General features: G+C 62.0%; 28 protein-coding genes and 1 tRNA gene. 15 read left to right on the top strand and 14 right to left on the bottom strand.

Annotated features, from left to right (window positions below; all coding sequences use genetic code 11):
* The first annotated feature begins 54 nt into the window (after positions 1-54).
* The 3 genes from P3C39_RS08195 to P3C39_RS08185 all read left to right on the top strand — a co-directional run bounded on the left by P3C39_RS08195 (position 55) and on the right by P3C39_RS08185 (position 3,973).
* Positions 55-1,782 carry an ABC transporter substrate-binding protein gene (locus P3C39_RS08195; protein ID WP_013531807.1) on the top strand — a complete coding sequence of 576 codons (1,728 nt, stop codon included), beginning with the start codon at positions 55-57 and terminating at the stop codon, positions 1,780-1,782.
* Positions 1,783-1,981: 199 nt separating this feature from the next.
* Positions 1,982-3,472, top strand: a complete 1,491-nt coding sequence (gene glpK / locus P3C39_RS08190) for a glycerol kinase GlpK (RefSeq protein WP_013531806.1) — start codon at positions 1,982-1,984, stop codon at positions 3,470-3,472.
* A gap of 93 nt (positions 3,473-3,565) precedes the next feature.
* Entirely contained in the window at positions 3,566-3,973 is a 408-nt protein-coding gene (locus P3C39_RS08185) for a DUF6882 domain-containing protein (protein WP_224672845.1), read from the top strand.
* Between the two features lie 86 nt (positions 3,974-4,059).
* Here P3C39_RS08185 and P3C39_RS08180 read toward each other — a convergent pair whose 3' ends face one another.
* Entirely contained in the window at positions 4,060-4,545 is a 486-nt protein-coding gene (locus tag P3C39_RS08180; RefSeq protein WP_013531805.1) for a BA14K family protein, read from the bottom strand.
* 256 nt (positions 4,546-4,801) lie between these two features.
* Here P3C39_RS08180 and P3C39_RS08175 point away from each other — a divergent pair.
* A tRNA-Lys gene (locus P3C39_RS08175) sits at positions 4,802-4,877 on the top strand.
* Positions 4,878-5,125: 248 nt separating this feature from the next.
* Here the strand turns inward: P3C39_RS08175 and P3C39_RS08170 are convergent.
* The 7 genes from P3C39_RS08170 to P3C39_RS08140 all read right to left on the bottom strand — a co-directional run bounded on the left by P3C39_RS08170 (position 5,126) and on the right by P3C39_RS08140 (position 11,556).
* Complete coding sequence (locus P3C39_RS08170; protein ID WP_275953090.1) at positions 5,126-5,596, bottom strand: nucleoside deaminase; 471 nt, start codon at positions 5,594-5,596, stop codon at positions 5,126-5,128.
* Between the two features lie 129 nt (positions 5,597-5,725).
* Positions 5,726-6,787, bottom strand: a complete 1,062-nt coding sequence (gene ugpC / locus P3C39_RS08165; RefSeq protein WP_275953089.1) for a sn-glycerol-3-phosphate ABC transporter ATP-binding protein UgpC — start codon at positions 6,785-6,787, stop codon at positions 5,726-5,728.
* Between the two features lie 41 nt (positions 6,788-6,828).
* Positions 6,829-7,650: a carbohydrate ABC transporter permease gene (locus P3C39_RS08160; protein WP_013531802.1), complete on the bottom strand. Its 822-nt coding sequence runs from the start codon at positions 7,648-7,650 to the stop codon at positions 6,829-6,831.
* A complete protein-coding gene (locus tag P3C39_RS08155) occupies positions 7,651-8,589 on the bottom strand; it encodes a sugar ABC transporter permease (RefSeq protein WP_013531801.1) in 939 nt (312 codons plus the stop codon).
* On the bottom strand, positions 8,589-9,926 hold the full coding sequence (locus tag P3C39_RS08150) for a sugar ABC transporter substrate-binding protein (protein WP_275953088.1): 1,338 nt from the start codon (positions 9,924-9,926) through the stop codon (positions 8,589-8,591). The genes P3C39_RS08155 and P3C39_RS08150 overlap by 1 nt, the downstream gene beginning before the upstream one ends.
* A 62-nt stretch (positions 9,927-9,988) precedes the next feature.
* Positions 9,989-10,648 carry a GntR family transcriptional regulator gene (locus P3C39_RS08145; RefSeq protein WP_064995846.1) on the bottom strand — a complete coding sequence of 220 codons (660 nt, stop codon included), beginning with the start codon at positions 10,646-10,648 and terminating at the stop codon, positions 9,989-9,991.
* Between the two features lie 23 nt (positions 10,649-10,671).
* Complete coding sequence (locus P3C39_RS08140) at positions 10,672-11,556, bottom strand: dihydrodipicolinate synthase family protein (protein ID WP_275953087.1); 885 nt, start codon at positions 11,554-11,556, stop codon at positions 10,672-10,674.
* A gap of 358 nt (positions 11,557-11,914) precedes the next feature.
* Here P3C39_RS08140 and P3C39_RS08135 point away from each other — a divergent pair, with 358 nt between their 5' ends.
* The gene (locus P3C39_RS08135) at positions 11,915-12,997 is read left to right on the top strand and encodes a type I restriction enzyme HsdR N-terminal domain-containing protein (protein ID WP_275953086.1); all 1,083 of its coding nucleotides are present in this window, start codon (positions 11,915-11,917) and stop codon (positions 12,995-12,997) included.
* Between the two features lie 61 nt (positions 12,998-13,058).
* On the opposite strand, the gene dprA is transcribed toward P3C39_RS08135, so the two are convergent.
* Genes dprA through P3C39_RS08115 form a run of 4 tightly spaced genes read right to left on the bottom strand, consistent with a single transcriptional unit; the run spans position 13,059 to position 17,067 of the window.
* On the bottom strand, positions 13,059-14,180 hold the full coding sequence (gene dprA, locus P3C39_RS08130; RefSeq protein ID WP_127366085.1) for a DNA-processing protein DprA: 1,122 nt from the start codon (positions 14,178-14,180) through the stop codon (positions 13,059-13,061).
* Complete coding sequence (plsY, locus tag P3C39_RS08125; protein WP_024503489.1) at positions 14,177-14,764, bottom strand: glycerol-3-phosphate 1-O-acyltransferase PlsY; 588 nt, start codon at positions 14,762-14,764, stop codon at positions 14,177-14,179. The genes dprA and plsY overlap by 4 nt, the downstream gene beginning before the upstream one ends.
* A gap of 60 nt (positions 14,765-14,824) precedes the next feature.
* Entirely contained in the window at positions 14,825-16,111 is a 1,287-nt protein-coding gene (locus tag P3C39_RS08120; RefSeq protein ID WP_275953085.1) for a dihydroorotase, read from the bottom strand.
* Positions 16,108-17,067, bottom strand: a complete 960-nt coding sequence (locus P3C39_RS08115; protein WP_013531794.1) for an aspartate carbamoyltransferase catalytic subunit — start codon at positions 17,065-17,067, stop codon at positions 16,108-16,110. Before P3C39_RS08115 ends, P3C39_RS08120 begins: the two co-directional genes overlap by 4 nt.
* Positions 17,068-17,260: 193 nt before the next feature.
* Between P3C39_RS08115 and P3C39_RS08110 the strand changes: the two genes are divergently transcribed.
* The 3 genes from P3C39_RS08110 (at position 17,261) to P3C39_RS08100 (ending at position 20,007) form a co-directional block, all read left to right on the top strand.
* Complete coding sequence (locus P3C39_RS08110; RefSeq protein WP_013531793.1) at positions 17,261-18,889, top strand: DNA alkylation response protein; 1,629 nt, start codon at positions 17,261-17,263, stop codon at positions 18,887-18,889.
* 207 nt (positions 18,890-19,096) lie between these two features.
* Positions 19,097-19,666 carry a hypothetical protein gene (locus tag P3C39_RS08105; RefSeq protein WP_013531792.1) on the top strand — a complete coding sequence of 190 codons (570 nt, stop codon included), beginning with the start codon at positions 19,097-19,099 and terminating at the stop codon, positions 19,664-19,666.
* Positions 19,666-20,007, top strand: coding sequence for a DUF6105 family protein (locus tag P3C39_RS08100; RefSeq protein WP_013531791.1), 342 nt, complete (start codon positions 19,666-19,668; stop codon positions 20,005-20,007). Before P3C39_RS08105 ends, P3C39_RS08100 begins: the two co-directional genes overlap by 1 nt.
* On the opposite strand, the gene ruvX is transcribed toward P3C39_RS08100, so the two are convergent.
* On the bottom strand, positions 19,925-20,431 hold the full coding sequence (gene ruvX / locus P3C39_RS08095; RefSeq protein ID WP_275953084.1) for a Holliday junction resolvase RuvX: 507 nt from the start codon (positions 20,429-20,431) through the stop codon (positions 19,925-19,927). The two genes, P3C39_RS08100 and ruvX, sit on opposite strands and share 83 nt — an antisense overlap.
* 122 nt (positions 20,432-20,553) lie before the next feature.
* Between ruvX and P3C39_RS08090 the strand changes: the two genes are divergently transcribed.
* The 7 genes from P3C39_RS08090 (at position 20,554) to P3C39_RS08060 (ending at position 25,480) form a co-directional block, all read left to right on the top strand.
* Positions 20,554-21,261 carry a metal-dependent hydrolase gene (locus P3C39_RS08090; protein WP_275953083.1) on the top strand — a complete coding sequence of 236 codons (708 nt, stop codon included), beginning with the start codon at positions 20,554-20,556 and terminating at the stop codon, positions 21,259-21,261.
* Between the two features lie 24 nt (positions 21,262-21,285).
* Positions 21,286-21,702 carry a hypothetical protein gene (locus P3C39_RS08085; protein ID WP_224672834.1) on the top strand — a complete coding sequence of 139 codons (417 nt, stop codon included), beginning with the start codon at positions 21,286-21,288 and terminating at the stop codon, positions 21,700-21,702.
* Positions 21,703-21,832: 130 nt separating this feature from the next.
* Positions 21,833-22,120, top strand: a complete 288-nt coding sequence (gene gatC, locus P3C39_RS08080; protein ID WP_013531787.1) for an Asp-tRNA(Asn)/Glu-tRNA(Gln) amidotransferase subunit GatC — start codon at positions 21,833-21,835, stop codon at positions 22,118-22,120.
* Between the two features lie 8 nt (positions 22,121-22,128).
* Positions 22,129-22,584, top strand: coding sequence for a GNAT family N-acetyltransferase (locus tag P3C39_RS08075; protein ID WP_063172097.1), 456 nt, complete (start codon positions 22,129-22,131; stop codon positions 22,582-22,584).
* On the top strand, positions 22,584-24,149 hold the full coding sequence (locus P3C39_RS08070; protein ID WP_027161542.1) for an amidase family protein: 1,566 nt from the start codon (positions 22,584-22,586) through the stop codon (positions 24,147-24,149). Before P3C39_RS08075 ends, P3C39_RS08070 begins: the two co-directional genes overlap by 1 nt.
* 1 nt (position 24,150) lies before the next feature.
* Positions 24,151-24,681 carry a hypothetical protein gene (locus P3C39_RS08065; protein ID WP_275953082.1) on the top strand — a complete coding sequence of 177 codons (531 nt, stop codon included), beginning with the start codon at positions 24,151-24,153 and terminating at the stop codon, positions 24,679-24,681.
* 7 nt (positions 24,682-24,688) lie between these two features.
* Positions 24,689-25,480, top strand: coding sequence for a YdcF family protein (locus P3C39_RS08060; protein ID WP_275953081.1), 792 nt, complete (start codon positions 24,689-24,691; stop codon positions 25,478-25,480).
* On the opposite strand, the gene P3C39_RS08055 is transcribed toward P3C39_RS08060, so the two are convergent.
* Positions 25,459-26,172, bottom strand: coding sequence for a DUF599 domain-containing protein (locus P3C39_RS08055; protein WP_013531782.1), 714 nt, complete (start codon positions 26,170-26,172; stop codon positions 25,459-25,461). The two genes, P3C39_RS08060 and P3C39_RS08055, sit on opposite strands and share 22 nt — an antisense overlap.
* Between the last annotated feature and the right edge of the window lie 129 nt (positions 26,173-26,301).

The following is a 26,301-nucleotide window of genomic DNA, read 5'->3' as shown; positions in this document are numbered from 1 at the left end:
GTGCCGGCGGCCGCTCCAGATCGCACTTGAACCTTAAAACTGTGGAGGAAACACATGCGAAGGCAATTTTTAACATCAACGACGGCCCTTGTCCTGTTGCTGGGCGTGGGCAATGCCTATGCCGGGATGGACGAGGCAAAGGCTTTCCTGGACAAGGAAATCGGCCCGCTCTCGACGCTCGACCGCGCTGGCCAGGAAGCCGAAATGCAGTGGTTCATCGATGCCGCGAAGCCTTTCGCCGGCATGGACATCAAGGTCGTTTCGGAAACCATCGCCACGCACCAGTATGAATCGCAGGTGCTGGCGCCGGCCTTTACCGCCATCACCGGCATCAAGATCACGCATGACGTCATCCAGGAAGGCGACGTCGTCGAGAAGATCCAGACCCAGATGCAGACGGGCCAGAACCTTTATGACGGCTGGGTCAACGATTCCGACCTGATCGGCACCCACTGGCGCTACCAGCAGGTGCGCAATTTGACCGACTGGATGGCGGGCGAGGGCAAGGATGTCACCAACCCGAACCTCGACCTGAAGGATTTTATCGGCACCTCGTTCACGACCGCTCCGGACAAGAAGCTCTATCAGCTTCCCGACCAGCAGTTCGCGAACCTCTACTGGTTCCGTTACGACTGGTTCAACGACGAGAAGAACAAGGCGGACTTCAAGGCCAAGTACGGCTACGACCTTGGCGTTCCCGTCAACTGGTCTGCCTATGAGGACATCGCCGAGTTCTTCACCGGCCGCGAGATCGACGGCAAGAAGGTCTATGGCCACATGGACTACGGCAAGAAGGACCCGTCGCTCGGCTGGCGGTTCACCGACGCCTGGCTGTCGATGGCCGGCAATGGCGACAAGGGCCTGCCGAACGGTCTGCCGGTCGATGAGTGGGGCATTAAGGTCGACGAGAATTCGCGTCCGGTCGGCTCCTGCACGGCGCGCGGCGGCGACACCAATGGCCCGGCCGCCGTCTACTCGATCCAGAAATACCTCGACTGGCTGAAGGCCTACGCTCCGGCGGAAGCCCAGGGCATGACCTTCTCCGAATCCGGCCCGGTTCCGGCGCAGGGCGCGGTTGCCCAGCAGATCTTTTGGTACACCGCCTTCACCGCTTCGATGGTCGATGCCGGCGCCAAGGCGGTGCTGAACGACGACGGTACGCCGAAGTGGCGCATGGCGCCGTCGCCGCATGGCGTCTACTGGAAGGACGGCATGAAGCTCGGCTATCAGGACGTCGGCTCCTGGACGCTGATGAAGTCGACCCCGACCGACCGCGCCAAGGCCGCCTGGCTCTACGCGCAGTTCGTCACCTCGAAGACAGTCGACGTGAAGAAGAGCCATGTCGGCTTGACCTTCATCCGCGAGAGCACGATCCACGACAAGAGCTTCACCGAGCGGGCTCCGAAGCTCGGTGGCCTGATCGAGTTCTACCGTTCGCCGGCCCGCGTTCAGTGGTCGCCGACCGGCACCAACGTGCCTGACTATCCGAAGCTGGCACAGCTCTGGTGGCAGGCGATCGGCGATGCGTCGTCGGGCGCCAAGACCGCGCAGGAAGCGATGGACTCGCTCTGCGGCGAACAGGAAAAGGTCATGAGCCGCATCGAGAAGTCGGGCGTCCAGGGCGATATCGGCCCAAAGATGGCCGAAGAGCATGACCTCGCCTACTGGAACGCCGACGCGGTCAAGAAGGGCAATCTCGCTCCTCAGTTGAAGATCGAGAACGAGAAGGAAAAGCCGATCACCATCAACTACGACGAACTGGTGAAGAGCTGGCAGAAGTAGCCTTGGTGTCGGCGCTCGCGCCAGCATCATGAGAATAGGGGAGGCGGCATCTTGCCGTCTCCCCTGTTTGTGTAAAAGACTAAAGCGCGTCGCGTTGAGACGGATTCATGCAACGCGCTTTAGGTCTTTGTTTTTGTGCATGTCGTTCTCCCAAAACCGAGGTCACCTTTGGGCGACATGCATTAAGCGGGGAAGCAGAATGACCGGATACATCCTTGCCATCGACCAGGGCACGACTTCGACCCGGGCGATCCTGTTCGACGGCGATATGAAGGTTGCCGGCAGCGGGCAGAAGGAATTCACCCAGCACTATCCGGCCTCCGGCTGGGTCGAGCACGATCCCGAAGACATCTGGGCGAGCGTGGTGACGACCGTGAAGGCGGCGCTGAAGAATGCCGGCCGGGCTGCATCCGAAGTGGCCGCGCTCGGCATCACCAATCAGCGCGAAACCGTCGTCATCTGGGACAAGGCGACCGGCAAGCCGATCCACAATGCCATTGTCTGGCAGGACCGGCGCACCACGCCGCTCTGCCAGAAACTGAAGAAGCAGGGACTGGAGAAAAAGTTCACCAAAAAAACCGGCCTGCTGCTTGATCCGTATTTTTCCGGTACCAAGATCGCCTGGATGCTGGACAAGGTAAAAGGGGCGCGGCGTCGTGCCGAGAAGGGCGAGTTGCTCGCCGGCACCATCGACAGCTTTCTGATCTGGCGGCTGACCGGCGGCAAGGTCCACGCCACGGACGCAACCAACGCCTCGCGCACGCTGGTCTACAACATCGAGAAAAATGCCTGGGACAACGAACTGCTGTCGATACTGAACATCCCGGCAAAAATGCTACCCGAGGTAAAAGACTGCGCCGATGACTATGGAATCACGGAGAAAAATCTCTTCGGCGCCGAGATAAGAATCCTTGGCGTTGCCGGCGACCAGCACGCGGCGACCATCGGCCAGGCCTGTTTCGAGCCGGGCATGATGAAATCCACCTACGGCACGGGCTGCTTTGCGCTGCTCAACACCGGCAGCGACCTTGTGCGTTCGAAGAACCGGCTCTTGACCACTATTGCCTACAGGCTGAACGGCAAGACCACTTATGCGCTGGAGGGCTCGATCTTCATTGCCGGCGCCGCGGTCCAATGGCTGCGCGACGGCATCAAGGTGATCGGCAAGGCCGAGCAAAGCGGCAAGCTGGCTGCCGAGGCTGATCCAACGCAAAACGTCTACCTGGTGCCGGCCTTCGTCGGGCTCGGCGCGCCGCATTGGGACGCCGAGGCACGCGGCGCCATTTTCGGGCTGACGCGCAATTCCGGGCCGGCGGAATTCGCCCGCGCCGCACTCGAATCCGTCGCCTACCAGACGCGCGACCTGCTCGACGCCATGCGTAAGGACTGGAAGGGAGCTTCGGCCAAGACAGTGCTGCGGGTCGACGGCGGCATGGTTGCGTCGGACTGGACCATGCAGAGGCTGGCCGACATCCTCGACGCGCCGGTCGACCGTCCGACCATCCTGGAGACGACGGCGCTGGGTGCCGCGTGGCTCGCCGGGTCGAAGGCAGGCGTGTGGCCGGATGCCAAGAAATTCGCGAAGAGCTGGGCGCTGGAGCGGAGGTTCCAGCCGGCCATGGATGGCTCCGCGCGCGCAGCCAAACTTGCTGGTTGGCGCGATGCTGTGCGCCGGACGCTGAGCGTGTAGTGAGCAGCCATCAGGGTGAGGGGAGAATGAAGCCAGACTGGTATCCTGCAAGGCGCGACGGCCGTTGAGCAACTGCATGCCAAGAATGACCGCTTGCATAGAGATTTTCGCCTCGGCAGTTGGTCACGCTATGACTATGACCTCACGGCCGGAAAGCTTCTGTTCTCGGATGAAGGAGGCGTCAAGATCGTCACTGAGATCCAGATTGCAGGCTCCACGAGCGCCAAGGCCAGCAATTGGCTGTGGGCTTGGGCAAATTCGAATTTGCCCAGCGAGCTTCTCAGCGACGCCAAGCTGGTTCGCTCCTTCGGCGAGAAGAACAGCATAGATGAGTTGGCCCAGGCCTATGTGCCCAACGCCGGCAATGACCTGGAAGCGCTGGGTTGGGAATTGACGGGAACAATGGTTCGAATTTGCCATGCTCTCGGTGCGTATCGCTCACCGCGTGGTGAGGGTGGAGCGCTCTATTTGATTTTCAAAAGTATCAGCTGGGCGAACTGACCAGCACTCTCGCGCCTGGGCACGTCGAAAAATGGCCCGCGCTGTTGCCGGCGCAGGCCATTTTTACTCGGTACTCACACTTCGGATCAGTAAGGCGAACGGCACTCCTTGCGAGGGCCGTAATTCGGCTGGAACGTGTTGTCCGAAGCACGGTAGCTGCGATAGTGGTCGTAGCACCACTGCACGTGGGCGTTGCCCCCGTAGACGCGGTTGTTTTCGTTGTTGATGATTGCCCCGGTAATCAGCGCGCCGGTAGCGAAGGCCGCAAGCGGGAACCAATAATCGCCGTGACGACGGTAGCCGGGGCGATATTCACGATAGCCCCGATGGCCGTTCCAATACGCGCCGCGATTGCGGGAAAAATTGCGGTCACGCGAAAAACTGCGGTCACGCGAAAAATTGCGATTGTAGCGGTCCTTGCGCCACTCCCGGTACTGGACTGTCTGTACATCCGGCACCGCGACCTGGGACTGCGGCACATAGTTCGGTTGGGCATTAACCGACACCGCCTCCGCCGCAACGAATGTGGCGGAGAGAGCGGTCGCCAGCAGGCTCGTTGTGATTCTGTTCATTGGTCTTCTCCTCGATGGTTTGGCGGACGTCCCTGTGCCCGAAAAACGAGCGGCGCATACAATTGTTCCCCAGACTGGATGCCACTGTCAGGCATAAATGGCAGCGTTCCTTGGCCGTTCTCCCCCGACAGCGCGTGGGACAAGTGCCGCGACAGGGCGAAGCCGCCCGTGTTTGCGAGACCTCTTTTTCCGGTTGACCGGTCGAGGCACTCTCCCTATGTTCCGCGCAATTTCGAGGGCCGCCTTTCGCCCGCGGGAGCGCGTAGCTCAGCCGGTAGAGCAACTGACTTTTAATCAGTAGGTCATGGGTTCGAATCCCATCGCGCTCACCATTGTTTTAGCGTTAAATATCAGCAACTTAGGATCTTTAAGTCTTTGAAAAAAGCAGCGACTGTGCGAGTTTTCACGGCCTGCACGCCCTTCTCAAGGATCTCGCCACGGGCAACGCATGACAAGATCGTCCCACTTCGGATCGTTGATTCTACAAGTCTTTGATTTTGTTGAACGGCGGCGGCGACTCCCACCGCGATCCGACAGTCACTGCTGCCATTGATCGACCTTACCAACCGGGACGAAGCCGTCAGCGCTTCCAGAAATCGCGGTGCGGTGCGAGCATCTCGTCGGCGATTTCGGGGAAGGGGCCAAAGACCTCGATCTTTTTCTGGCCGGAGCCGAGGACGGTGCGCGAAGAGAGGCTCATCGTAGGATTCTCCGCGTGATCCCCGGTGAGCGCCAGGAGCTCGGTCTCCTCTACCCCGTAAACCAGCCGCCCGATATTGGCCCAATACATCGTGCCGGCGCACATCGCGCACGGCTCGAAGGTTGAGACCAGCGTGCATTGCCACAGGAACTCCGGCTCGTAGGCAGCCGCGGCGCGCCGGGCGAGCTCCGTCTCGGCATGGCGCACCGTGTCGAGATTGCCCTGCCGCATCAGCACGCGGTCATCCGGCCCGACCAGCACGCAACCAAAGGGATGATGCCCATGCGCCGCCGCCTCGCGCGCGACCGCGCCGGCGGATCGAAGGTGGGCGAGCATCTGGTCGCGTGTCATGGCAGCATCCAACAACGCCCACATCCACCCGATGAGCGGCTCTTTGATCCGAGATTGCTGCCAAGCGACGCGAGTGGCAAGAGCGAACCGTGGCTTGAGACCTTTGCGCGGGGATATCAGACCTTTGCGCTAGAATCGCCGACCGGTCTTGGCGTCGAACAGATGAGCACAGGCGCGGTCGATCTCGATGCGCATCTGCGCGCCTTGCTTTAGCGCAAGCCGCTCCCGGAATAGGCAGGAGATTTCCTCGCCGGCGCAGTCGACCCTGGCGAAGATTTCCGAACCCGTGGCTTCCAGAAGCACGATCGTGCCGGCAATACCCTGGGAAATCGTTGCTCGGATATGTTCGGGACGGATGCCGTAGATGAGTTCACCCGCGGGAATTTTTGCCAGGTTGATGCCTTCCGGCAACGGTAGGGTCAGCCCACTGGCGCTGCGGAAAACGCCTTCCTCGACGCGGCCGGCAATGAAGTTCATGGCCGGCGAGCCAATGAAGCCGGCAACGAACAGATTGGCCGGACGGTCATAGAGGTCGAGCGGCGCACCGATCTGCTCGACAAGGCCGTCATGCAGCACGACGATCTTGTCGGCCATGGTCATGGCCTCGATCTGATCATGCGTGACGTAGATGGTGGTGGTGCCCAGCCGCTGGTGCAACGCCTTGATCTCGCCGCGCATCTGGACGCGCAATTTGGCGTCGAGATTGCTGAGCGGCTCGTCGAACAGGAAGACTTGCGGGTCGCGCACGATGGCGCGGCCCATGGCGACGCGCTGGCGCTGGCCGCCGGAGAGCTGGCGCGGATAGCGGTCGAGCAGCTTGTCGAGGCCCAGGATGCTGGCGGCCCTGCCGACGCGGCTTGCGGTGTCGGCCGGATCGGCTTTCTTGATCTTGAGGGCAAAGCCCATATTGTCGGCCACCGTCATGTGCGGATAGAGCGCGTAGTTCTGGAACACCATGGCGATGTTCCGGTCGCGCGCCCGCAGATTGTTGACGGTGCGATCGCCAATGGCGATCCTGCCGCCCGAGATCGTTTCAAGTCCGGCAATCATGCGCAGCAGCGTCGACTTCCCGCAGCCCGACGGGCCGACCAGGATGACGAACTCGCCGTCAGCGATATCGACGCTGACATCGTGGATAATCCTGGCCGTTCCGAAAGCCTTTTGCACGTTGTTGATTGTGACCGATGCCATTGGGTTTTCCTCGAAAAAGAGTGCGATGCCGTAGCGTGCCTTCAGCCGCCCTTGACGGCGCCCGCGGTCAGTCCGGCGACGATCTGCCTTTGTGCGAACATGGTCAGGACCAGTACCGGCAGTGTCACCACCAGGGCCGCGGCGGCGAGCGGCCCCCAGCTCACTTGCTCGTAGGAGAGCATGTTGTAGACGGCGACCGGCAGCGTGCGCGTCTCACGGCTGGCGAGCACCACGCCGAAGACGAAATTGTTCCATGAGAAGATGACGGACAGGATAAAAGCGACCACTATGCCCGGCTTGGCGATGGGCAAGGCGACCAGCCGGAACACCTGCCAGGAACTGGCGCCGTCGATGTTGGCGGCCTCTTCCAGTTCCATCGGGGTGGTCTCGAAATAGCCGATCATCACCCAGACGACGATCGGCACGGTCACCACCAGATGGATGATGATCTGCGGCCACAGCGTGCCGAGAATGCCGACCCATTGGAACAGCAGGAACAGCGGGATGAGATAGGAAAGCCCCGGCGTCATGCGGGCGATCATGATGACCACCGCCGATCGCTCGGCCTTGAGCCGCGCGATGCCATAGCCGGCCGGCACGCCGATCAGCAGTGCCAAAAGCGTCGCCGTGCCGGTCACCAGAACCGAATTCCAGAGATAGAGCAGGAAATTGTTCTCCTCAAACACTTTTGCATAGTTCGACCAGGCGAGATGTTCGGGGATCAGGATCGGCGGATAGGCGCCGTTGTCGATCTCGAATTTCAGCGACAGCGAGATCATCCAGAGGAAGAACAGGATCGCCGGCGAGACGAAGACCAGGGCCGCGAAGAACAGCCCGATCCGGTTGAGCAGTCGTGAACTCATCTATTTGCCCTCCACGCCGATCCACTGCGAGCGCTGGCGCAACATCAGGAGGATGAAGGACAGGGCGACGATGACGATGAAGAACACCACGGCCATGGCCGAGCCATAGCCGATGTCGTAGTAGGAGAAGGCGGTGTTGTAGAGATAGATGTTGATGGTCTCCGAGGCCGTGCCCGGCCCGCCCTGGGTCATCGCGTAGATGATGTCGAAACTCTTCAGTGCGTCGATGGTGCGGATGATCACCGCGATCATCAGGAACGGCGCGATCATCGGCAAGGTGAGATAGCGGAATTGCTGCCAGGCATTGGCGCCGTCGATTTCGGCGCTTTCGAACGGCTCGCGCGGCACGGACGCCAGGCCGCCGAGCACGATCAGCATCACCAGCGGTGTCCACTGCCAGGTCTCGACCGCAACCAGCGACGGGATGACCGTGTTGGCGTTGAAGATCCATTCCTGCGCCGGAATGCCGACCAGCGACAGAAGATAGTTGAGGACGCCGAGCTGGGGGTGGAACATCATCGTCCAGACCAGCGCCACGGCGACGGGCGTTGCCATCATAGGCATCACGAAGACGCCGCGCAGCAGGCCACGCAGCGGAAACCTGGCGTCGAAGATCAGGGCGGCGATGGTGCCGAGCAACATCGGCGCGGCAACCGAAAGGAAGGTGTAGCTCAACGTATGGAGAAGCGATTCCCAGAAGCGTTGGTCGTACGCCAGCCGCAGATAATTCTCCATCCCGGCAAAGCTTCGCGACTGGCCGAGCGTCCAGCGGTTGACGCTCATCCACAGCGTGAAGGCCCAGGGAAAGACGATCACGGCGCCGACGACGACGAGCGCCGGAACGACGAAAGGCCAGTAGTTGGGAGCCAGCCGGATCGTCTGGCTCCCTTCGATGGCTTGCGTCGTCACCCCGGTGCGTTCTGGGGTGGTGGCGGACATCAGCCTTGCTCGCTCCTGTCGAGGACCGGCTGGAATTGGTCGGTAGCCTTCTTCAACTCCTCGGCGGGATCAGCGCCGGCGATCAAATTGGTCAGCGCCACGCCGTAGATGTCGCGGAACTCTGTGACCGGGATGATGACCGGCAGCGACAGCCGGCTCACATTGCCGGAGCCGACCACCGCATCGAGCCAGCTTGCCGGCATGGTGACGCCTTCGCGCACCTTTGGATCTTCGAGCACCGATTTGCGGAACGGTACGCCGGCGCCTGCCTGCAGCAGGCGCGCGCCCATGACCGGCGACACTGCCCACTGGCAGAACAGATAGGCGGCCTCCTTCTTCTCGCTGGTGGCCGTCACGCCGATACCGTCGCCGAAGGTGCCAGCCGCGTGCGCCTTGGGACCCTTGGGCATGACGCCATAGCCGACCTTGCCGACCACCCGCGATTTTTCCGGATTTTCCATCGGCGGGGCAAAGCCGACGCCATCGAACCACATGCCGATCTTGCCTTGCAGGAAGGCGGACTGCGCTTCGGCCCAGTTGAAGCCAGTGACGCCTGGAGGCGCGGATTTGGTCATCAGCCGCTGGTAGAGCCCGGCGGCCTCGATCGCCTCGGGCGACGTCGTGCGCAGCTTGCCCTGAGCGTCGAGTGGCGTCATGTCGTAGCCGAGCATGAGCGATGTCCACACCGGCGTGTTGGCGTTCTTGATGCCGCGGGCGACGAAACCATAAGTATTGGTCGACGGGTCGGTCAGCGCCTCGGCCGCGGCCACCAGCTGCTCGAAGGTTTCGGGATATTTGAGGCCCTTGGCCTCGAACAACTCCTTGTTCCAGTAAACGATCCAGTAGTCGACCGAGAAGGGCAGCGAGCGCAGCACGCCCTGACCGTCCTTGGCGAACAGCATGCCGGCGTCGGCGAAATCGTTTTCGACCAGACCCGGATCGGTAAGGGTGGGGTCGGCGAGATAGCCTGATATGTCGGCAAGCCAGCCGCCTTTTTCGAACTGCCGCTTCTGCACATGGTAGCTCAGATGCACGACGTCGAAGCTCGGCTTGCCGGAGCTCAATTCGATCACCGTCTTCTGGCGCTGCTGCTGCTCAGGCGTTGCCTCGGCATTGACCTTGATCCCGGTCAACTCCTCGAACTCGACGAGATATTTTATCAGGGTGTCGCTGCGCGGGCTTTTCACCAGATTGACGTCGAGCGTCGTGCCGGCAAAGCGCTTCCAGTCGACGGCCGCGGCAAAGCCTGGGCGAACACCCACAAGGCCGGCGGCGGCAAGTGCCGCGGTTCCCTGGAGGAGTTGCCTCCTGGTTGGGTTGAACAGATTGGACGACATTTCTTCCTCCCGGTTGCTGTCGTTGTCGAATGCGTCGCGACCGCGACGCGGCTCATGCTTCCTCAGATTTGCAGCGCCAGCCGGCGCGCCTTGTCGATGTGCAGGCTGATCGCCTCGACCGCCTTCTGCGGGTCGCGGCTTTCCATGGCTTCGATGACCGCAAGGTGCTCACGCATGACCGGCACGACGCGCCCGTCGATGCGGAAGCGCTCCTGATGGATCAGCCGGATCTTCACCGAGTTGACCAGATAGGCCTTGGCGATGATCTCGTTGCCCAGCGCATCGATGAAAGTGTCGTGCATCGCCCAGTCGATGCTCTGCGCCCTGGCTTCCATTTCCGGCGTCGGCGCCTGCGAAAGGGCTTGAGCCAGCATCTCCTCGTGTTCGCGCCGCAGGCGGGCAAGTTCGTCATCGGAAGCGCTGGCGGTGAACAGCGCCACCGCTTCGCGTTCCATGAACAGGCGGAACTGAAAAGCCTCGCGGATCAGGCTGATGTCGATATGGGCGATCTGCATGCCGCGCTGCGGGATCGTCGTCAGAAGCCCTTCGGCCTCGAGACGCGGCACGATTTCGCGAATGGCGCCGAGCGGCAGCCCGGTGAAGGCAACCAGTTCGCGCTGCGATACGAACTGGCCCGGCAGCAGATCGCGGGCCAGCAAATGCCGCGTGAAGCTGGCATAGGCTTTTTCCCTAAGCGTGGTCGGCTCGCTGCCGTCTTCCATTTCAGCGCGTATCTCTTTGCTGGTCAGGCTGATTCCCTGGCAAACAGCCCATCATAGGCGTCAGCCAGCTGTTGTCTCCCCTGCGAACCGATCGGCTCCAGCGGCGGACGGACCGCCAGCCAGCGGTCCTCGCTGGTCTTGCGCGCCACCATGACCTTCACCGCCGGCGTGACCGGATATTTGAGCAATTCGAGCACGAAACGCTCGACGCGTGTGTCGTCGCGCCCGTCCTCGGCCATGGCCCGGATTTCGCTGGTAACGAAATTGGCCATGCCGGAGATTGCGCCTTGAGCGCCAATTCGCACGGCTCGTGCCAGATGCCGCTCGTCACCGATCAAGATCACCAGATCGCCATGGGCGCCGAGCAGCGCCTCGCTGTAATCCCAATCCCCGCCGGAATCCTTGACCCCGGCAACGACATCCGGAAAAGCCGTACGCAATCGGCCGATCAGGTCAAGCGAGAGCTGCACCATGGTGACCGACGGAATGTTGTAGAGCAGAACGCCACGGGCGAGGGGACCGAGCACGGCAAAGACAGTGGAAAACCAGCCGAAAAGACCATCGTCGCCGACATTCTTGAAGTAGCTCGGCGGCGCCAGCAGAATGTTGCGGGCACCGCGCTGCAAGGCATGCCGGGCCTGCTCAGCGGCGTCTTCGGCCGCATCGACCAGCACGCCGGCAACAAGCTGATGCGGCAGGATGCCGGCGGCCAGCATGGCTTCGGTCACCGACCGCCGCTCCCCGGTGCCAACCGATGCGCCTTCGCCGGTGGTGCCAAAAAGCGTAACACTGGTGCACCCCTCCGCCAGGCAACGCTTGGCCTGGGCGACCATGAGGGCGGTGGCGATCTGCCCGGAGGCATCGAAAGGCGTGGCGAGGGCGGCCGAAAGGCCAAAACGTGATGTCACCGGGGGTCTCCGAAAAGAAGTTCGAAGGCAGTGATATCTTACTAACATGTCAGTTGTAAATCTGGTTGGTGCGAATTTTTGTGGTGAGGCGCTTACATGCTGCCTGTGACGCGATCGGCCTGTCGAGCTAGGAAGCGCGGTAGAGCTCCTGGTTTCTTACTCACGTCTACTTCACCAGAATTGCCGAATTTCGGAGCGGAGGTTCTCTGTGCCTGAGAGGCTGGCGTTATCTTTCTGGCAGACGGTTGAGGTCGACTGCGTTGACAGATCTTGGTGCATCATAAGTTCTGAAGTGCAGATCGACTTGCGCAAAAACATATTTTGCACGATCCTATCTCAAATTTTGAGGGAGGGGACTATGAGCGTCGAAGAGAAACTTCGCGTACTTGCTGACAGAATCAAGACGCATTCCAGCGCAATGCTTACCGAAGAGGCCTTGAAGACAGCGATAGTTCTGCCATTCTTGGCGGCTCTAGATTATGACGTTTTCAATCCTGATGAAGTAATACCTGAGTACTGTGCCGACGCGGTGGGTAAGAAGGGAGAAAAGGTAGATTACGCGATCAAAATTGATGGAGAAATCAGGATTCTTGTCGAATGCAAACCAATCACTACAGTTCTTGATCGGATTCACCTTGCACAGCTTTACAGGTATTTTTCCGTCACCAACGCCAAATTTGCCATACTTACCAACGGCCGTGCCTTCCATTTCCATACAGATCTGGTTGCACCGAATAAGCTCGATGATCGCCCGTTCCTGACATTTGACCTTTCGGACCTACAGGGTCAACTGACGTCCGAACTGAAGAAATTCGCAAAAGCTGATTTCAACGTAGACGGAATCTTGCAGTCCGCTCATCGCCTAAAATACACTTCGGCAATCAAAAAAGAGATTGGCAACGTGATGGAAAATCCGCCCGAGGAGTTTGTTCGGATGGTGACGGTTGGACTTTACCAAGGCCGGTTCACCGGTCAGGTGAAGGAGCAGTTCACACCGATGGTCAAAGCAGCCTTTCGCGAGATTGTTCGGGAATCTGTTCAGTCGCGTTTATCCACTGCGTTGGCTGAAACTGAGATTTCCGAGATTGGCGCGGATGGAGTTGAGACCGAAGAGGAGGTTGTGACTACGGAGGACGAACGCGAGGGTTTCATGGTCGTCCGGGCTATTGTCCGCGATCTTCTAAAGCCAGCAAGGGTAATTATGCGCGACCAGAAGAGCTATTGCGGTATCCTCGTTGATAACAACAACCGCAAGCCACTTGCCCGACTATGGTTCAACCGGACTGTCAAATATCTCGGGCTTTTCGATGGAGAGAAGGAAGAGAAGGTCAAGATCGACTCGCTGGACGAAATCTATGACCACGCCGATCGCTTGCGAGCTACAGCAAAGGAATACCTTGCTGGGGCAATGGCTGCGCCATCCATCGCTTCGGCTTCCTAACCTTCCACGATCTCACTGTACGCCCGCAACCGACGCCAAATTCGCGGCAGCCGTTTGTGGGTCAAACCAGCGAAACATGTCCTCCGGCGTGGCGTTCTAGCCGGCCGGCGAGGTCGAGTTCCAGCAGCACCATGAACACTTGGGCCGGGTGCAGGCCAGTGTGGCGGATGATCTCGTCGACCGAGACGGGCGTCGGGCCGAGTGCCTCGATGACGCGGGCGCGGTCGCTTTCGCCAGGCGGTGGTGCGGCCAAGAAGTCGGGCGGCTCTTCGAACGGCGGCACGTCGGGCGCTCGCATGCCGGTCAGCGGCGCGATTGCCCTGGAAATATCCGATGCCTCGGTGACCAGGGTGGCGCCATCCTTGAGCAGGCCATTGGCGCCGGCGGCGCGTGGATCGAGCGGTGAGCCCGGTACAGCGAAGACCAGTCGGCCCATTTCGCCGGCAAGCCTGGCGCTGATCAGGGACCCAGAGCGTTGCGCTGCCTCGACCACCACCAGCCCAAGGACCGCACCCGCGACAAGGCGGTTGCGGCGCGGAAAATCCTGAGCGCGCGGCTGCCAGCCGAAGGGCATCTCCGAAATGATGGCGCCACGCTCGGCAATCTCTTCGCACAGGCCTGCATTTTCAGGCGGATAAGGCTGGTCGAGGCCGCCGGCCAGCACGCCGATCGTGCCGGTCGCAAGACTGCCCTGATGCGCCGCTGTGTCGATGCCGCGCGCCAGGCCGGAGACGATTGCGTAGCCGTCGCGGCCGAGGTCGGCTGCCAGCATGCGCGCCATCTTAATGCCGGCCAGCGACGCGTTGCGTGCCCCGACTATGGCGACACCCGGCAGCCGGAAAACAGCTGCGTTGCCCTTTACCGCCAGCAGGGGCGGCGGATGATCCATGTTGCGCAAGAGGGGTGGGTAGTCTGCTTCACCGATGCCGACAAAGCGGGCGCCGGCCTTTCCAGCTGTTTCCAGTTCGGCCTCGGCCTCGGCGACGGACGGGATGCGGGCGATGCGGATGGCGCCGCCCGAAATCATCAGTTCCGGCAGTATTTCAAGCGCCGCTTCGGCTGAGCCGAAGCGGTTGATCAGGTCGCGAAAGGAGGCAGGGCCGACATTCTGGGTGCGGATCAGTCGTAGCCAGCTCAGCCGCTGCCGGTCGCTGAGGCGCGGCCCGGCGGTCGGCTCGCTCATCCCTTGGCTCCGATCTTGCCCTCGGTGCCGGCAAGCAGGCGAGAAATGTTTTCCCGGTGCTTGATGAAAACGATGACGCTCATCACCACGAACAATCCGGCAATCTGCGGCGTGCTCAGGACATAGAGGGCGATCGGCACGATGACCGCCGCCGTCAGCGCCGCAAGCGAGGAATAACGGAAGAGGAATGCCATCACCAGCCAGACGACGGCGAAGATCAGCGCTACCTGCCAGGCAAGGCCGATCAGCACGCCGAGATAGGTGGCGACGCCCTTGCCGCCCTTGAAGCCCAGCCATACCGGGAAGAGATGACCGAGAAAGGCGCCGAGACCGGCCCAGATCGCCAGGTCAGGCGCGAAATAGCCAGCAATCAGCACGGCGGCCGTGCCCTTCAGCACGTCGAGCAACAGCGTCGCCGCGGCTAGGCCCTTGTTGCCGGTGCGCAGAACATTGGTGGCGCCGATGTTGCCCGAGCCGATCTGGCGCACATCGCCAAGGCCGGCCGCGCGGGTGAGCAGAAGCCCGAACGGAATCGAGCCCAGGAGATAGCCGAACACAAGCGCTGGGATGAGGCTGTAAGTCATTGTTTCCCCCGCATTTCCCCCAGTTTGGCCGGATCAGGCGCGGTGCGCGGGTTGTCCGGCTCAGACGGAGAACACTGTGCGGCCCGCAACCAGCGTTTGCAAGACCTTGCCTTGCAGGCGCGCACCTTCGAAACAGGTGTTTTTTGAGCGCGAACGAATGCCGCTTTCGCTGACGATCCAGGGTTCGTCGAGGTCGACAAGCGCAAGATCGGCGACAGCGCCGGGCTTCAGCGTGCCACCGGGCAGTCCGAACAGTTTTGCCGGGGCCGTGGACAGGGTCTCGATCAGCCTCAGCAACGGCACGTCGCCATTGTGGTAGAGCCGCAAGGCCGCGCCCAGCAGCGTCTCCAACCCGATGGCGCCGGCCGCCGCATCGGCGAAGGGCAGGCGCTTGGTGTCGACATCCTGCGGATCGTGCGAGGAGACGATGATGTCGATCGTACCGTCCCTGACCGCCTCGATCATCGCCAGCCGGTCTTCCTCGGCACGCAATGGCGGCGTCAGGCGAAAGAAGGTGCGGTATTCGCCGACATCGTTTTCATTGAGCGACAGATTGTGGATCGCCACGCCCGACGTCACCGTCGCCCCGTCGGCCTTGGCACGCGTCACGGCGTTTGCCGCCATCGCCGTCGAGATCTTCGCCGCATGGTACGAACCGCGCGTCAGCCGCGCCAGCGCAAGGTCGCGTTCCAGCGGGATGGATTCGGCCTCGCGCGGAATGCCGGAAAGGCCGAGCCAGCTGGCGTAGAGGCCTTCATTCATCACGCCGGATGAACCGAGGTCCGCATCCTGCGTCTCATGCACGATGGTGGCGCCGAAGTCGCGCGCATAGGTCAGCGCGCGGCGCATCACCAGCGCACTCGATATGGTGTGGCGGCCATCGGTGAAGGCGACCGCGCCGGCTTCGCGCAGCAGGCCGAACTCGGTCATCTCGCGCCCGTCGAGGCCCTTGGTGATCGCCGCAGCCGGAAAGACGTTGACGATAGCCGTGTCTTTCGCGGTGCGCAGCACGAACTCGACCAGCGCCACATTGTCGATCACCGGGTCGGTATCGGGCATCATGACGATGGAGGTGACGCCGCCAGCCGCCGCCGCGACACTCGCCGACGCAATGGTTTCGCGATGCTCGCCGCCCGGTTCGCCGATGAAGACGCGGCCATCGACCAGGCCTGGAATGATCGCCTTGCCGGCGCAGTCGATTATGGTGGCGCCCTCGGGCGCGCCCTGGTTGAGCGCTACCTTGCCGGCGGCAACGATCTTGCGGCCATCGACGATGACGGCGCCGACTTCGTCGATGCCGCGCGAGGGGTCGACGATGCGGGCGCGCTCAAAGACCGTTATGCTCATGCGCCGCGGCCCTCTTGATTGCGACGGGGATCGAGCAGCGCTTCCATGACCGCCATGCGCACAGCAACGCCCATTTCGACCTGTTCCTGGATGACGCTTTGCGGGCCGTCGGCGATTTCCGAAGCGATCTCGACGCCACGGTTCATCGGTCCGGGGTGCATCACCAACGCGTCGTCTTTGGCCGCCTTCAGTTTTTCCGCATCGAGGCCGAAATAGCGGAAATACTCGCGCACCGAAGGCACGAAGGCGCCTTCCATGCGCTCGCGCTGCAGGCGCAGCATCATCACCACATCGGCGTCCTTGAGGCCTTCGGCCATCGAACGGGTGACGATGACGCCCATCTTCTCGATGCCAGTGGGCAGCAGCGTCGACGGCGCAACGACGCGCACCTGCGCGCCGAGCGCGTTGAGCAGCATGATGTTGGAGCGCGCCACGCGCGAATGCAGGATGTCGCCGCAGATCGCCACGATCAGCTTCGACAGCGGGCCTTTGGCGCGGCGGATGGTCAGCGCGTCGAGCAGCGCCTGTGTCGGGTGCTCATGCGCGCCGTCGCCGGCATTGACGACGGAGCAGCCGACCTTCTGCGCGAGAAGCGCGGCCGCACCGGCCGACTGGTGGCGGATGATCAATATGTCGGGCCGCATGGCATTCAGCGTCATCGCCGTGTCGATGAGCGTTTCGCCCTTCTTCACCGAAGAGCTTGCCACCGACATGTTCATGACATCGGCGCCAAGCCGCTTTCCGGCCAGTTCGAACGACGACTGCGTGCGCGTCGAGGCTTCATAGAACAGGTTGATCTGTGTGCGGCCGCGCAGCGTCGAGGTTTTCTTCTCGGACTGCCGCGAGATCGCGACCGCCCGGTCCGCCCTGTCGAGCAACAGCTCGATGTCGGCAGGGGAAAGGTCGCGGATGCCCAGAAGATGGCGATGAGGATAGGGGGACGAAGCGTCGGTCATCTCAAGGGGCTGCTATAGGGTGGAGACTTTGCGGCTGCAAGCGCCAGCTTTGCATTGGAGCCGTTCTCCTCATTTTTTTCGTGTAGATGGCCGATTGTATCGGCCGGTATTTTCATCGCGCGCGCTGCATGGCTTGGCTATATCTAGCCGACAGCCTCGGATTCGTGGCTTTCTGACGATAGAAGGATTGGGCGTGACCGACGACGTGACGAACCAGCCGCCGCCGCTGACGGGCGGCAACGCCTGGCGGGGCGATCCGTTGCTGATCCAGCTCGCGGAGCGTTTTTCCGATCCGGTGCGCCGGGAACTCGACGGTCTCGGCCGTTTCGTGCTGACGCAGGAGGCGCAGGAACTGGCGCGCCTCGCCAATGTCGAGACGCCGAAGCTGAGGACGCATGATCGCCAAGGACGGCGCATCGACGTGGTCGAGTTCCATCCCGCCTATCACGCCTTGATGCGTCGCTCCGTGGCCAATGGGCTGCATTCCTCGGTGTGGGAAAACGGCGACACCGAGATCGGCCGCCGCCATCAGGTCCGTGCCGCCCGGTTTTATCTGACGGCGGAGCTCGAGACCGGGCATCTGTGCCCCATCACCATGACCAACGCTTCGCTAGCGGCCTTGATGGCCAGCCCGAAACTGTTTCGTGAATGGGCGCCGCGCGTGACGACGCGCAAATATGACCAGAGCCAAAAGCCGCCGGTCGAGAAAACCGGGCTGACGCTCGGCATGGGCATGACCGAGAAACAGGGCGGCACCGATGTGCGCGCCAATGTGACGAGGGCGGAACGCGCCGGCAGCGGTTTTTATCGTCTGACCGGGCACAAATGGTTCATGTCGGCGCCGATGTCGGATGCCTTCCTGGTGCTGGCGCAGGCGCCGGAGGGGCTGTCGTGCTTCCTCGTACCGCGCGTTCTCGGTGACGGCTCGGGCAACGGCTTCCGCTTCCAGCGGCTGAAGGACAAGCTCGGCAACCGTTCCAACGCATCCTCCGAAGTCGAATTCGTCAATGCCATCGGCGAGATGGTCGGCGAACCCGGTGCCGGTGTGAAGACGATCATGGACATGGTGACGCTCACCCGGCTCGATTGTGCCATCGCCTCGTCGGCGATCATGCGCGCGGGCCTCGCCGAGGCCGTTCATCATGCCCGCCATCGTCAGGTGTTCGGTTCGACCCTGATCGAGCAGCCGTTGATGCAGCGCGTGCTGGCCGACATGGCACTCGATGTCGCCGCCGCCACCGCACTGTCGTTCCGGCTGGCGCGGTCCTTCGACGAGGCGGCCAGCGACCGCGGTGAAGCGGCGTTTGCCCGCGCCATGACGCCGGTCGTCAAATACTGGGTCTGCAAGATCGCGCCGCCTTTGCTCTATGAGGCGATGGAGTGCCTCGGCGGCAATGGCTATGTCGAGGAGGCGCCGCTCGCCCGCTATTATCGCGAGGCCCCGGTCAACGCGATCTGGGAGGGCTCGGGCAATGTCATGGCGCTCGACGTGCTGCGCGTGCTTGGCCGTGCGCCCGGCCTGTTCGAGGATGTGCTGGCCGGCATCGACCGCGATCTCGGCGCCGGCGGACGCGGCACGATCGGCGTGCTGAAGGCGGCGATGCAGGTCGCTTCAACCGACGAAGGTTCGGCTCGGCTGCTCACCGAGCAGCTGGCTCTGTCGGCTGCGGCGGCGGAATTGCGCCGTCTGGGGGCAGGGCGGATCGCCGACGCTTTCGTCGAGACGCGATTGGCCGGCCAATGGCGCAACACCTATGGCATGATCGATTCGCGCCACGATGCACGCATGATCATCGACACGCTCTATCCGCCAGTGAACTGAGCCGCGAGCATCGCAAAAACCGGCGCCATCCACAGTTTTGAGGCGTTGGTTTGAGGGGTTGGTCCGTATCCTCTCGCATATGGCTAATTTCCGTTAACCTTAACAAATGGTTTCCGTTGCGATGGCGAGCGGCAAGGCCCACTGTCCCGGCGCAAGCAGGCAATGGTTCAGATTGGCCGTCTCCTGCTTTGCGAAGCAGGAACACCGATGCGACAGGTACTGACCTCTTTTCTGACCTTGCACTGGACGATTGTTTTCGCCCTGCTTGCGCTCATCTGCATCGACGGAAACCGTGGTGTGGCGGCGGCGCTCGGCGTGATCGGTGCCACAATCGAGGGTACCCGCTTCGTCAACCTCGACAATTTCGTTGTCGTGGCGCCGCTTGCCACCGCATTGCTGGTCGTCGCGGTTCTGTTTTTCTGGGCCTTTGTCGAAGCCCTGGTCAACGACGCGACCAGCCCGGACGCCGACAGCGTTGCCCGCATCGCCTTCATCTGCGCGTCCGGCGTGTTGTCGCTGATCGTCATCGGGGGTGCTGCGCAAGGCATAAACGGGCTGTTCATGGCCGTTGCCGTGCAGCTGGCAGCACTTCTGGCATCCTATGTCGCCATGCTTGCCGAACGGCGGTCCGTGGTTGCGGCAGCGGCTTCGGGCGAAGGCGAGATCCATGCCGTCGCGCACGGCATGGCGAAAGCCGCAGCCCACAATTCGCTGCTTTCACTCATATCAGGCCGAACGGTGTCCAAAACCGGCTCCAATCCCAGGGGAGGCCGCTGATGCGCTACATCTTCGGATTCTGGGCGGCGCCGATGGCGATTTTCTGGGGCTGGTTCTATCTGTCGGCCAATGACATCAATTTCGGCTACGCGATGCTCAGCCGACAGATGCACGACTTCTTCTTCCAGCTCTACGGTCAGATGCTCGGCATCGATCCGGCGATCATCCCCGGCATGGTGGCGAAGACGTGCGTCTTCGACGGGTTGCTGCTGATGGCGCTTTGGGCATTCCGCCGTCGCCGCGAAATCGCCGGCTGGGTCAGACAGCGCTGGGCGGGTCCGGTTCCGTTCGAGCGGATGCGTGGAGCGACTGAAGCCGGTCCAAAACTCCCTGCAGAATAAACGCGGCTGCCGCCGAATCGATCTTACCGGCGCGCTTGCGGCGCGAGAAATCCATCTCGATCAGCGTCCTTTCGGCCGCGACCGTCGATAGCCTTTCGTCCCAGAGCACGAAGGGCAGGTCGCTCATTTGTGCCATGTTACGGACGAAGGCGCGCGATTTCTGCGCACGCGGACCTTCCGAGCCGTCCATGTTGATCGGCAGCCCAATCACCACGGCGCCGGCATTCTCCTTCTGCAGCAAGGCGAGCAGCACCGCCGCATCGAGCGAAAATTTCCTTCGCATGATGACCGGACGCGGATGGGCGAAGGAAAACCTCTGGTCCGAGACCGCGACGCCGATCGTCTTGTCGCCGAGGTCAAGCCCCGCCAGCGTCTTACCGTCGGCTAACCGCGCCGGCAATTCTTCGATCGTGATAATGCCCACCGGCCGTCCTTCGCCTTTCACCACCAGGTGTTTTGTCAAACGCGTGGCGGACAAGTAACCCTTTGATCTCGGGGCCACTGGCGTTCTATCCTTTGGCAAGTCAAAAATCGAGGAATGCATTCATGAAACTGACCTGGTACGGCCACTCGGCCTTTCGGATCGATACCGCTGATGTCAAGATCCTCATCGACCCCTATCTGATAGGCAATCCGTCATGGACGGGTGGCTGGGAGGGCCCGGCTGAGGGTGTCACGCATGTGCTGCTGACGCATGGCCACAGCGACCACATCAGCGGCGCGGTGGAGGTGCTCGGCAAAAGCGGCGCCCAGCTCGTCGCCAATTTCGAGATCTGCATGTATCTGGTCGGCAAGGGCGTCAGCGACAAGAAGATCAATCCCGGCAACATCGGCGGCACCGTCGATTGCGGCAGCTTCACCACCACTTTTGTCCAGGCGCTGCACTCATCCTCCTTCCCGGGCGAGGGCGGCCAGAACACCTATCTCGGCAATCCGGGCGGCCTCGTCCTGCATTTCGCGGAAGACAAAACGCTCTATCACATGGGCGACACCGACATCTTCTCCGACATGGCGCTGATCAACGAGTTGCATGAGCCGAAGATAGGCCTGGTGCCGATCGGCGACCGCTTCACCATGGGCGGCGCGGTGGCGGCACTTGCCTGCCGGCGCTTCTTCAAATTCGACACCGTGGTTCCCTGCCACTTCGGCACGTTTCCGATGATCGACCCGACCGCCGATAAGTTCGAGGCCGGCCTGGAAGGATCCGGTGTAAGGCTGGCGTTGCCGAAAATCGGTGAGACGATTACGATCTAGAAACAGCTAAAGTGGAATAAATCCATGGTGTTGGGGCGATCTCTTTGCGTTTCCATGTTTGTCGCGGCGTCGCCCGCGCTGGCCGCGGATGATTTCATCGAAGGCGTCTACCTTCAGTCCGAAGAGCTTTGCACGCAGGCCAAAAAGGACACGCTGCAAACGCTGATCGACGCCGGCAACATCGTGCTTTCGGCGCACGGCCTGCAGAGCGTGGAATACAATTGCGAGTTTCTGCAGGTCAGCAAGGCGACCGCTTCGCCGAGCTGGGCGGTGACGGCCATCTGCCAGGAACCGGGCTACGTCTTCCCGGATGTCCTCTCGGTGACGCAAATGAACGACAAGCAGATCGATCTCGTGTCGGTCCGGCCCGTCAACGACGAAAGCGAAGCAAGCGGCAACAGCGGCAGCTATTATCTGTGCGAGGGCGTTGCCCTGCCGTAGACATCATCCTGTGCGTGGATCGATGGCCGAAGACTAGGCCGCCGCCGCAGCCTGGTCTCTCGCACGATGCATGTTGCGCAGCGCGCGCGGCGCCGCTATAGCCCGAACTGGTTTTCCCCGAGGCAAAAACATGTCCGTAGATCTTCAGACAGTGAAGCGCGTCGCGCATCTCGCCCGCATTGCAGTGAGCGAGGAAGATGCCGAACGGATGACCGGCGAGCTGAACGCCATTCTGGGCTTCGTCGAACAGCTGAATGAGGTCGATGTTTCCGGCATCGAACCGATGACCTCGGTGACGCCGATGGACATGAAGAAGCGTCAGGACGTTGTTACTGACGGCGGCAAGGCAGCTGACATCGTCGCCAACGCGCCGGCGACCGAAGAGAATTTCTTCCTCGTGCCGAAGGTCGTGGAGTAAACCGGCCGATGGCAATCGACATCGCCATTGAAACGCCACTGCAGGACGACGTGCGCGGCCTGGTCGAGGAACTCAACCAGACCTTGCTCGAACTGACGCCGCCGGAGCATTGCTACCATCTGACGGTCGAGCAGATGGCTGGTGAGGACACGACTGTCTTCATCGCCCGCGACAACGGCATGGCCATTGGCTGCGGTGCGCTGAAACGCCATGACGGCGCTGTCGGCGAGGTCAAGCGCATGTACACGCGGCCCTCGCATCGCGGGCAGAAGATCGGCGCGAAAATCGTCGAGCATGTCGAGGCGCTGGCGCGCAACGAGGGGCTGAAGCGCCTGGTGCTGGAGACGGGCGACCGTCACCCCGCGGCGTGGACCGTCTACGAACGCGCCGGGTTTTCGCGTTGCGGCCCGGTGCTGGATTATCCCGATTCCGAGTGGTCGGTGTTTTACGAAAAGAGCCTTTGATGAGCGACCTGACCCAGCTGACGATTTCACAGGCCCGCGCCAAGCTGCACGGCAAGGAAATCACCGCGACCGAGATCACCGAGGCCTATCTCTCGGCCATCGATCGCGCCAATCCCGCGCTCAATGCCTATGTCGCGGTGACAGGCGACAAGGCGCGCGACATGGCCAAGGCGTCCGACGCAAGGCTGGTCAAGGGCGAGGGCGGTGCGCTGGAAGGCATCCCGCTCGGAATCAAGGACCTGTTCGGCACCGAAGGCGTCCATACGCAGGCCTGCAGTCATGTGCTGGACGGGTTCAAGCCGCGCTACGAATCGACCGTTACGTCAAATCTGTGGGCCGACGGCGCCGTCATGCTCGGTAAACTCAACATGGACGAGTTCGCCATGGGCTCGTCCAACGAGACGTCCTACTATGGCCCGGTCATCAATCCGTGGCGGCGCTCGCGCCTAGACACGGTGGTGATGCCGACGACGCATCAGGGTGATGGCGGCTTCGTCTCGGCCGGCGGCACCAGGACCGCGCGCAGCCTGGACAATGCGCAGCTGGTGCCGGGCGGTTCTTCCGGCGGTTCGGCAACCGCAGTGTCGGCCTTCCTGTGTGCCGGCGCGACCGCGACGGATACTGGCGGCTCGATCCGCCAGCCGGCCGCCTTCACCGGCACGGTCGGCATCAAGCCGACCTATGGCCGCTGCTCGCGCTGGGGCATCGTCGCCTTCGCCTCGTCGCTCGACCAGGCCGGCCCGATCGCTCGTGACGTGCGCGATGCCGCGATCCTGCTGAAGTCGATGGCCTCCGTCGATCCGAAGGACACGACGTCGGTCGACATGCCGGTACCGGACTATGAGGCCGCGATCGGCAAGCCGATCAAGGGCATGAAGGTCGGCATTCCCAGGGAGTACCGCGTCGACGGCATGCCCGAAGAGATCGAAGCGCTGTGGCAGAAGGGCATTGCCTGGCTGAAGGACGCCGGCGCCGAGATCGTCGATATTTCCCTGCCGCACACCAAATATGCGTTGCCTGCCTATTACATCGTGGCGCCCGCCGAGGCTTCGTCCAACCTCGCCCGCTACGATGGCGTCCGCTACGGCTTGCGCGTGCCGGGCAAGGATATCGTCGACATGTATGAGAAGACCCGTGCCGCCGGTTTCGGCCGTGAGGTCAAGCGCCGTATCATGATCGGCACCTATGTGCTGTCGGCCGGCTATTACGACGCCTACTATCTGCAGGCGCAGAAGGTGCGCAATCTGATCAAGCGGGATTTCGAGACTGTCTTCGCCGCCGGCGTCGATGTCATCCTGACCCCGGCAACGCCATCCGCCGCCTTCGGCATCGCCGACGAGGACATGGCTGCCGATCCGGTCAAGATGTACCTGAACGACATCTTCACCGTCACGGTGAACATGGCCGGCCTGCCGGGCATCGCTGTGCCCGCCGGGCTCGACGCCAAGGGTTTGCCGCTCGGGCTTCAGTTGATCGGCCGGCCGTTTGACGAGGAAACCCTGTTCCAGACCGCCGCCGTCATCGAGCAAGCCGCCGGCACATTCCAGCCGGAGAAATGGTGGTAGCATGCCGCCCCCGTCTCGCATTTCCATCGTCGAGACGGAAGACGAACTGCTGATAACCAACCCACCGCGCATCTCGGATTTCAGGATGGGCTTCGTCCTGGTTGGGGCCGCGATCGTTGCCTACACCGGCTACATGGGATTGACCGACACGTCGCCCGCAAACGTCGCCAGCGGCACTCTCGGACTGCTGTCGTTCACTGCGATCATTGCCCTCTTGACCTACTTCCTCGGCAAGGATTTCATGTGGCTGGTGTTCGGCAAGGAAACCCTGCGGCTAACCGACGTGGCAGCCGTGCGCGACGTCAGGGGTTTTGTGCGAAATCGTTCCTCATTGCCTTTGAAAGGGCACCTTGAGGCCGAAATCCTCGACCATACCTATCCAACGGATGAAGCGGGGCTGTCGGAAGTCATCAGGTTCACCAACACCAACGGCGTCCTTGTTTTCGGCAGGGAGTTGAGCCGCCCCGAGGCCGAGGCTGTGACAAGTGCCGTCGAGCACTTCATCGGTCGTGAGAATTCGAGCCGACGATAGGCAGCCAATGTTCTTCTACCTTTCCAAGATCTTCTGGTTCTTCATCCAGCCGCTCAACCTGGCGATCTTCCTGCTGTTGGCGGGACTGCTCGCGGTCACGACCGGGCGCCGACGGTTAGCGGCCGCCGGCAGCGTGCTGGCATTTTTGATCCTTGCACTGTCAGCATGGACGTCGCTCGGCGCCATGATGCTCAATCCGTTGGAAGAGCGCTTTCAACGCCCGCCGCTGCCGGAAAAGGTCGACGGCATCGTCGTGCTCGGCGGCGGCTTCGAGGGCGCCATCAATCTGGCGCGCGGCGGCTATGAGCTGAACAGCAGCGGCGATCGGATGGTCGAGACCGCGATTCTCGCCCGGCGCTTTCCCACCGCCAAGGTGGTCGTCTCCGGCGGCACCGGCGCGTTGTTTCTCGATGGCGAGGGCGATGCCGCAACCGCGCCGCGCCTGCTCACCGCGCTTGGCGTGGCCGCCGACCGTATGATCCTGGAGAACAAGTCCCGCAACACCTATGAGAACGCGGTCTTCACCAAGGAGTTGGTAACGCCGAAGCCCGGCGAGACCTGGCTGCTGGTGACCTCGGCCTTCCATATGCCGCGCGCCAAGGCGCTGTTCGACAAGGCCGGCTTTGCAACCGTTCCATGGCCGGTCGACTATCGCACCTCGGGACGGGAAGGCGTCGGCCTGTTCCGCGACAATCCAGCCGATTCGCTGCAGGCCACCACCATGGCCATCCGGGAATGGATCGGGCTTTTTGCCTACTGGCTGTCAGGCCGGATCGATCAGCCTTTTCCGGGTGGCTGACCGATCACCGCCTGCCTGGCCGCCGAGAAGAACTGGCGCCGCACCAGCACCGCCAGCAGCAACAGCGTCGACAACACGAACACCATGGGGTCGACGAACCAGCCGAGATAACCGATCGAGAAGAACACGCCGCGCAGGCCGGAGTTGAAGTGCTTTCCGGCCAGCATGTTCATTTGCGCCGCACGCCACACCGCCGTTTCGGTGACCGGATTGCGCGAGGCTTCGCCATGCGGGATCGGTACGGCGCCGATCAGGATCGTGCAATAATTGAACAGCCGGTACGCCCAGCCGAATTTGAAGAACGAAAACGCCAGGATCAGCACCAGCCCAAACACCTTTATCTGGAAGGCCGCGCGCGACGGCGCGCCACCCAGAGGCAGGTCGCTGAGCACTTCAAGAACCCGGTCGGACGCGCCGAGCAGGGCAAAGCAGCCGCCGATCGCGATCAGCGAGCTGGAGGCGAAGAAGGCGGTGCCTTGCTGCAGCCCGCTCATGATGGCGGTGTCGACGATGCGGATCTCGCGCTCGGCCATGGTCCGCATCCAGGCTTGCCGCTGTGCATTCATCGCCGTCGTCAGCGACACCCGGCTGACAAGCTTGCCGTCGGAGGCAAACGTGTGCAGCAGCCACGCGACGAGGAAGAAGGCCAGCGCCGCGAGATCGGCTGTCGAAAGATCGAGGGAATCGCCCATGGCCTGAATTTATCACATTCAGGGCGATCGCTTCGATGTCCGCATTCAGCGATTGTGCCAATGTCGCTGCCGGAGCAAACAACGTCGGCGGGTGCAGCGCCGCGATTTCCAAAAGAGCGGAAACATCGT

The sequence above is a fragment of the Mesorhizobium sp. XAP4 genome, assembly GCF_029269325.1.
Classification (GTDB): domain Bacteria; phylum Pseudomonadota; class Alphaproteobacteria; order Rhizobiales; family Rhizobiaceae; genus Mesorhizobium; species Mesorhizobium ciceri.
Note: the sequence above shows the minus strand (reverse complement) of the source record. Positions and strands in the feature narration are given on the sequence as shown.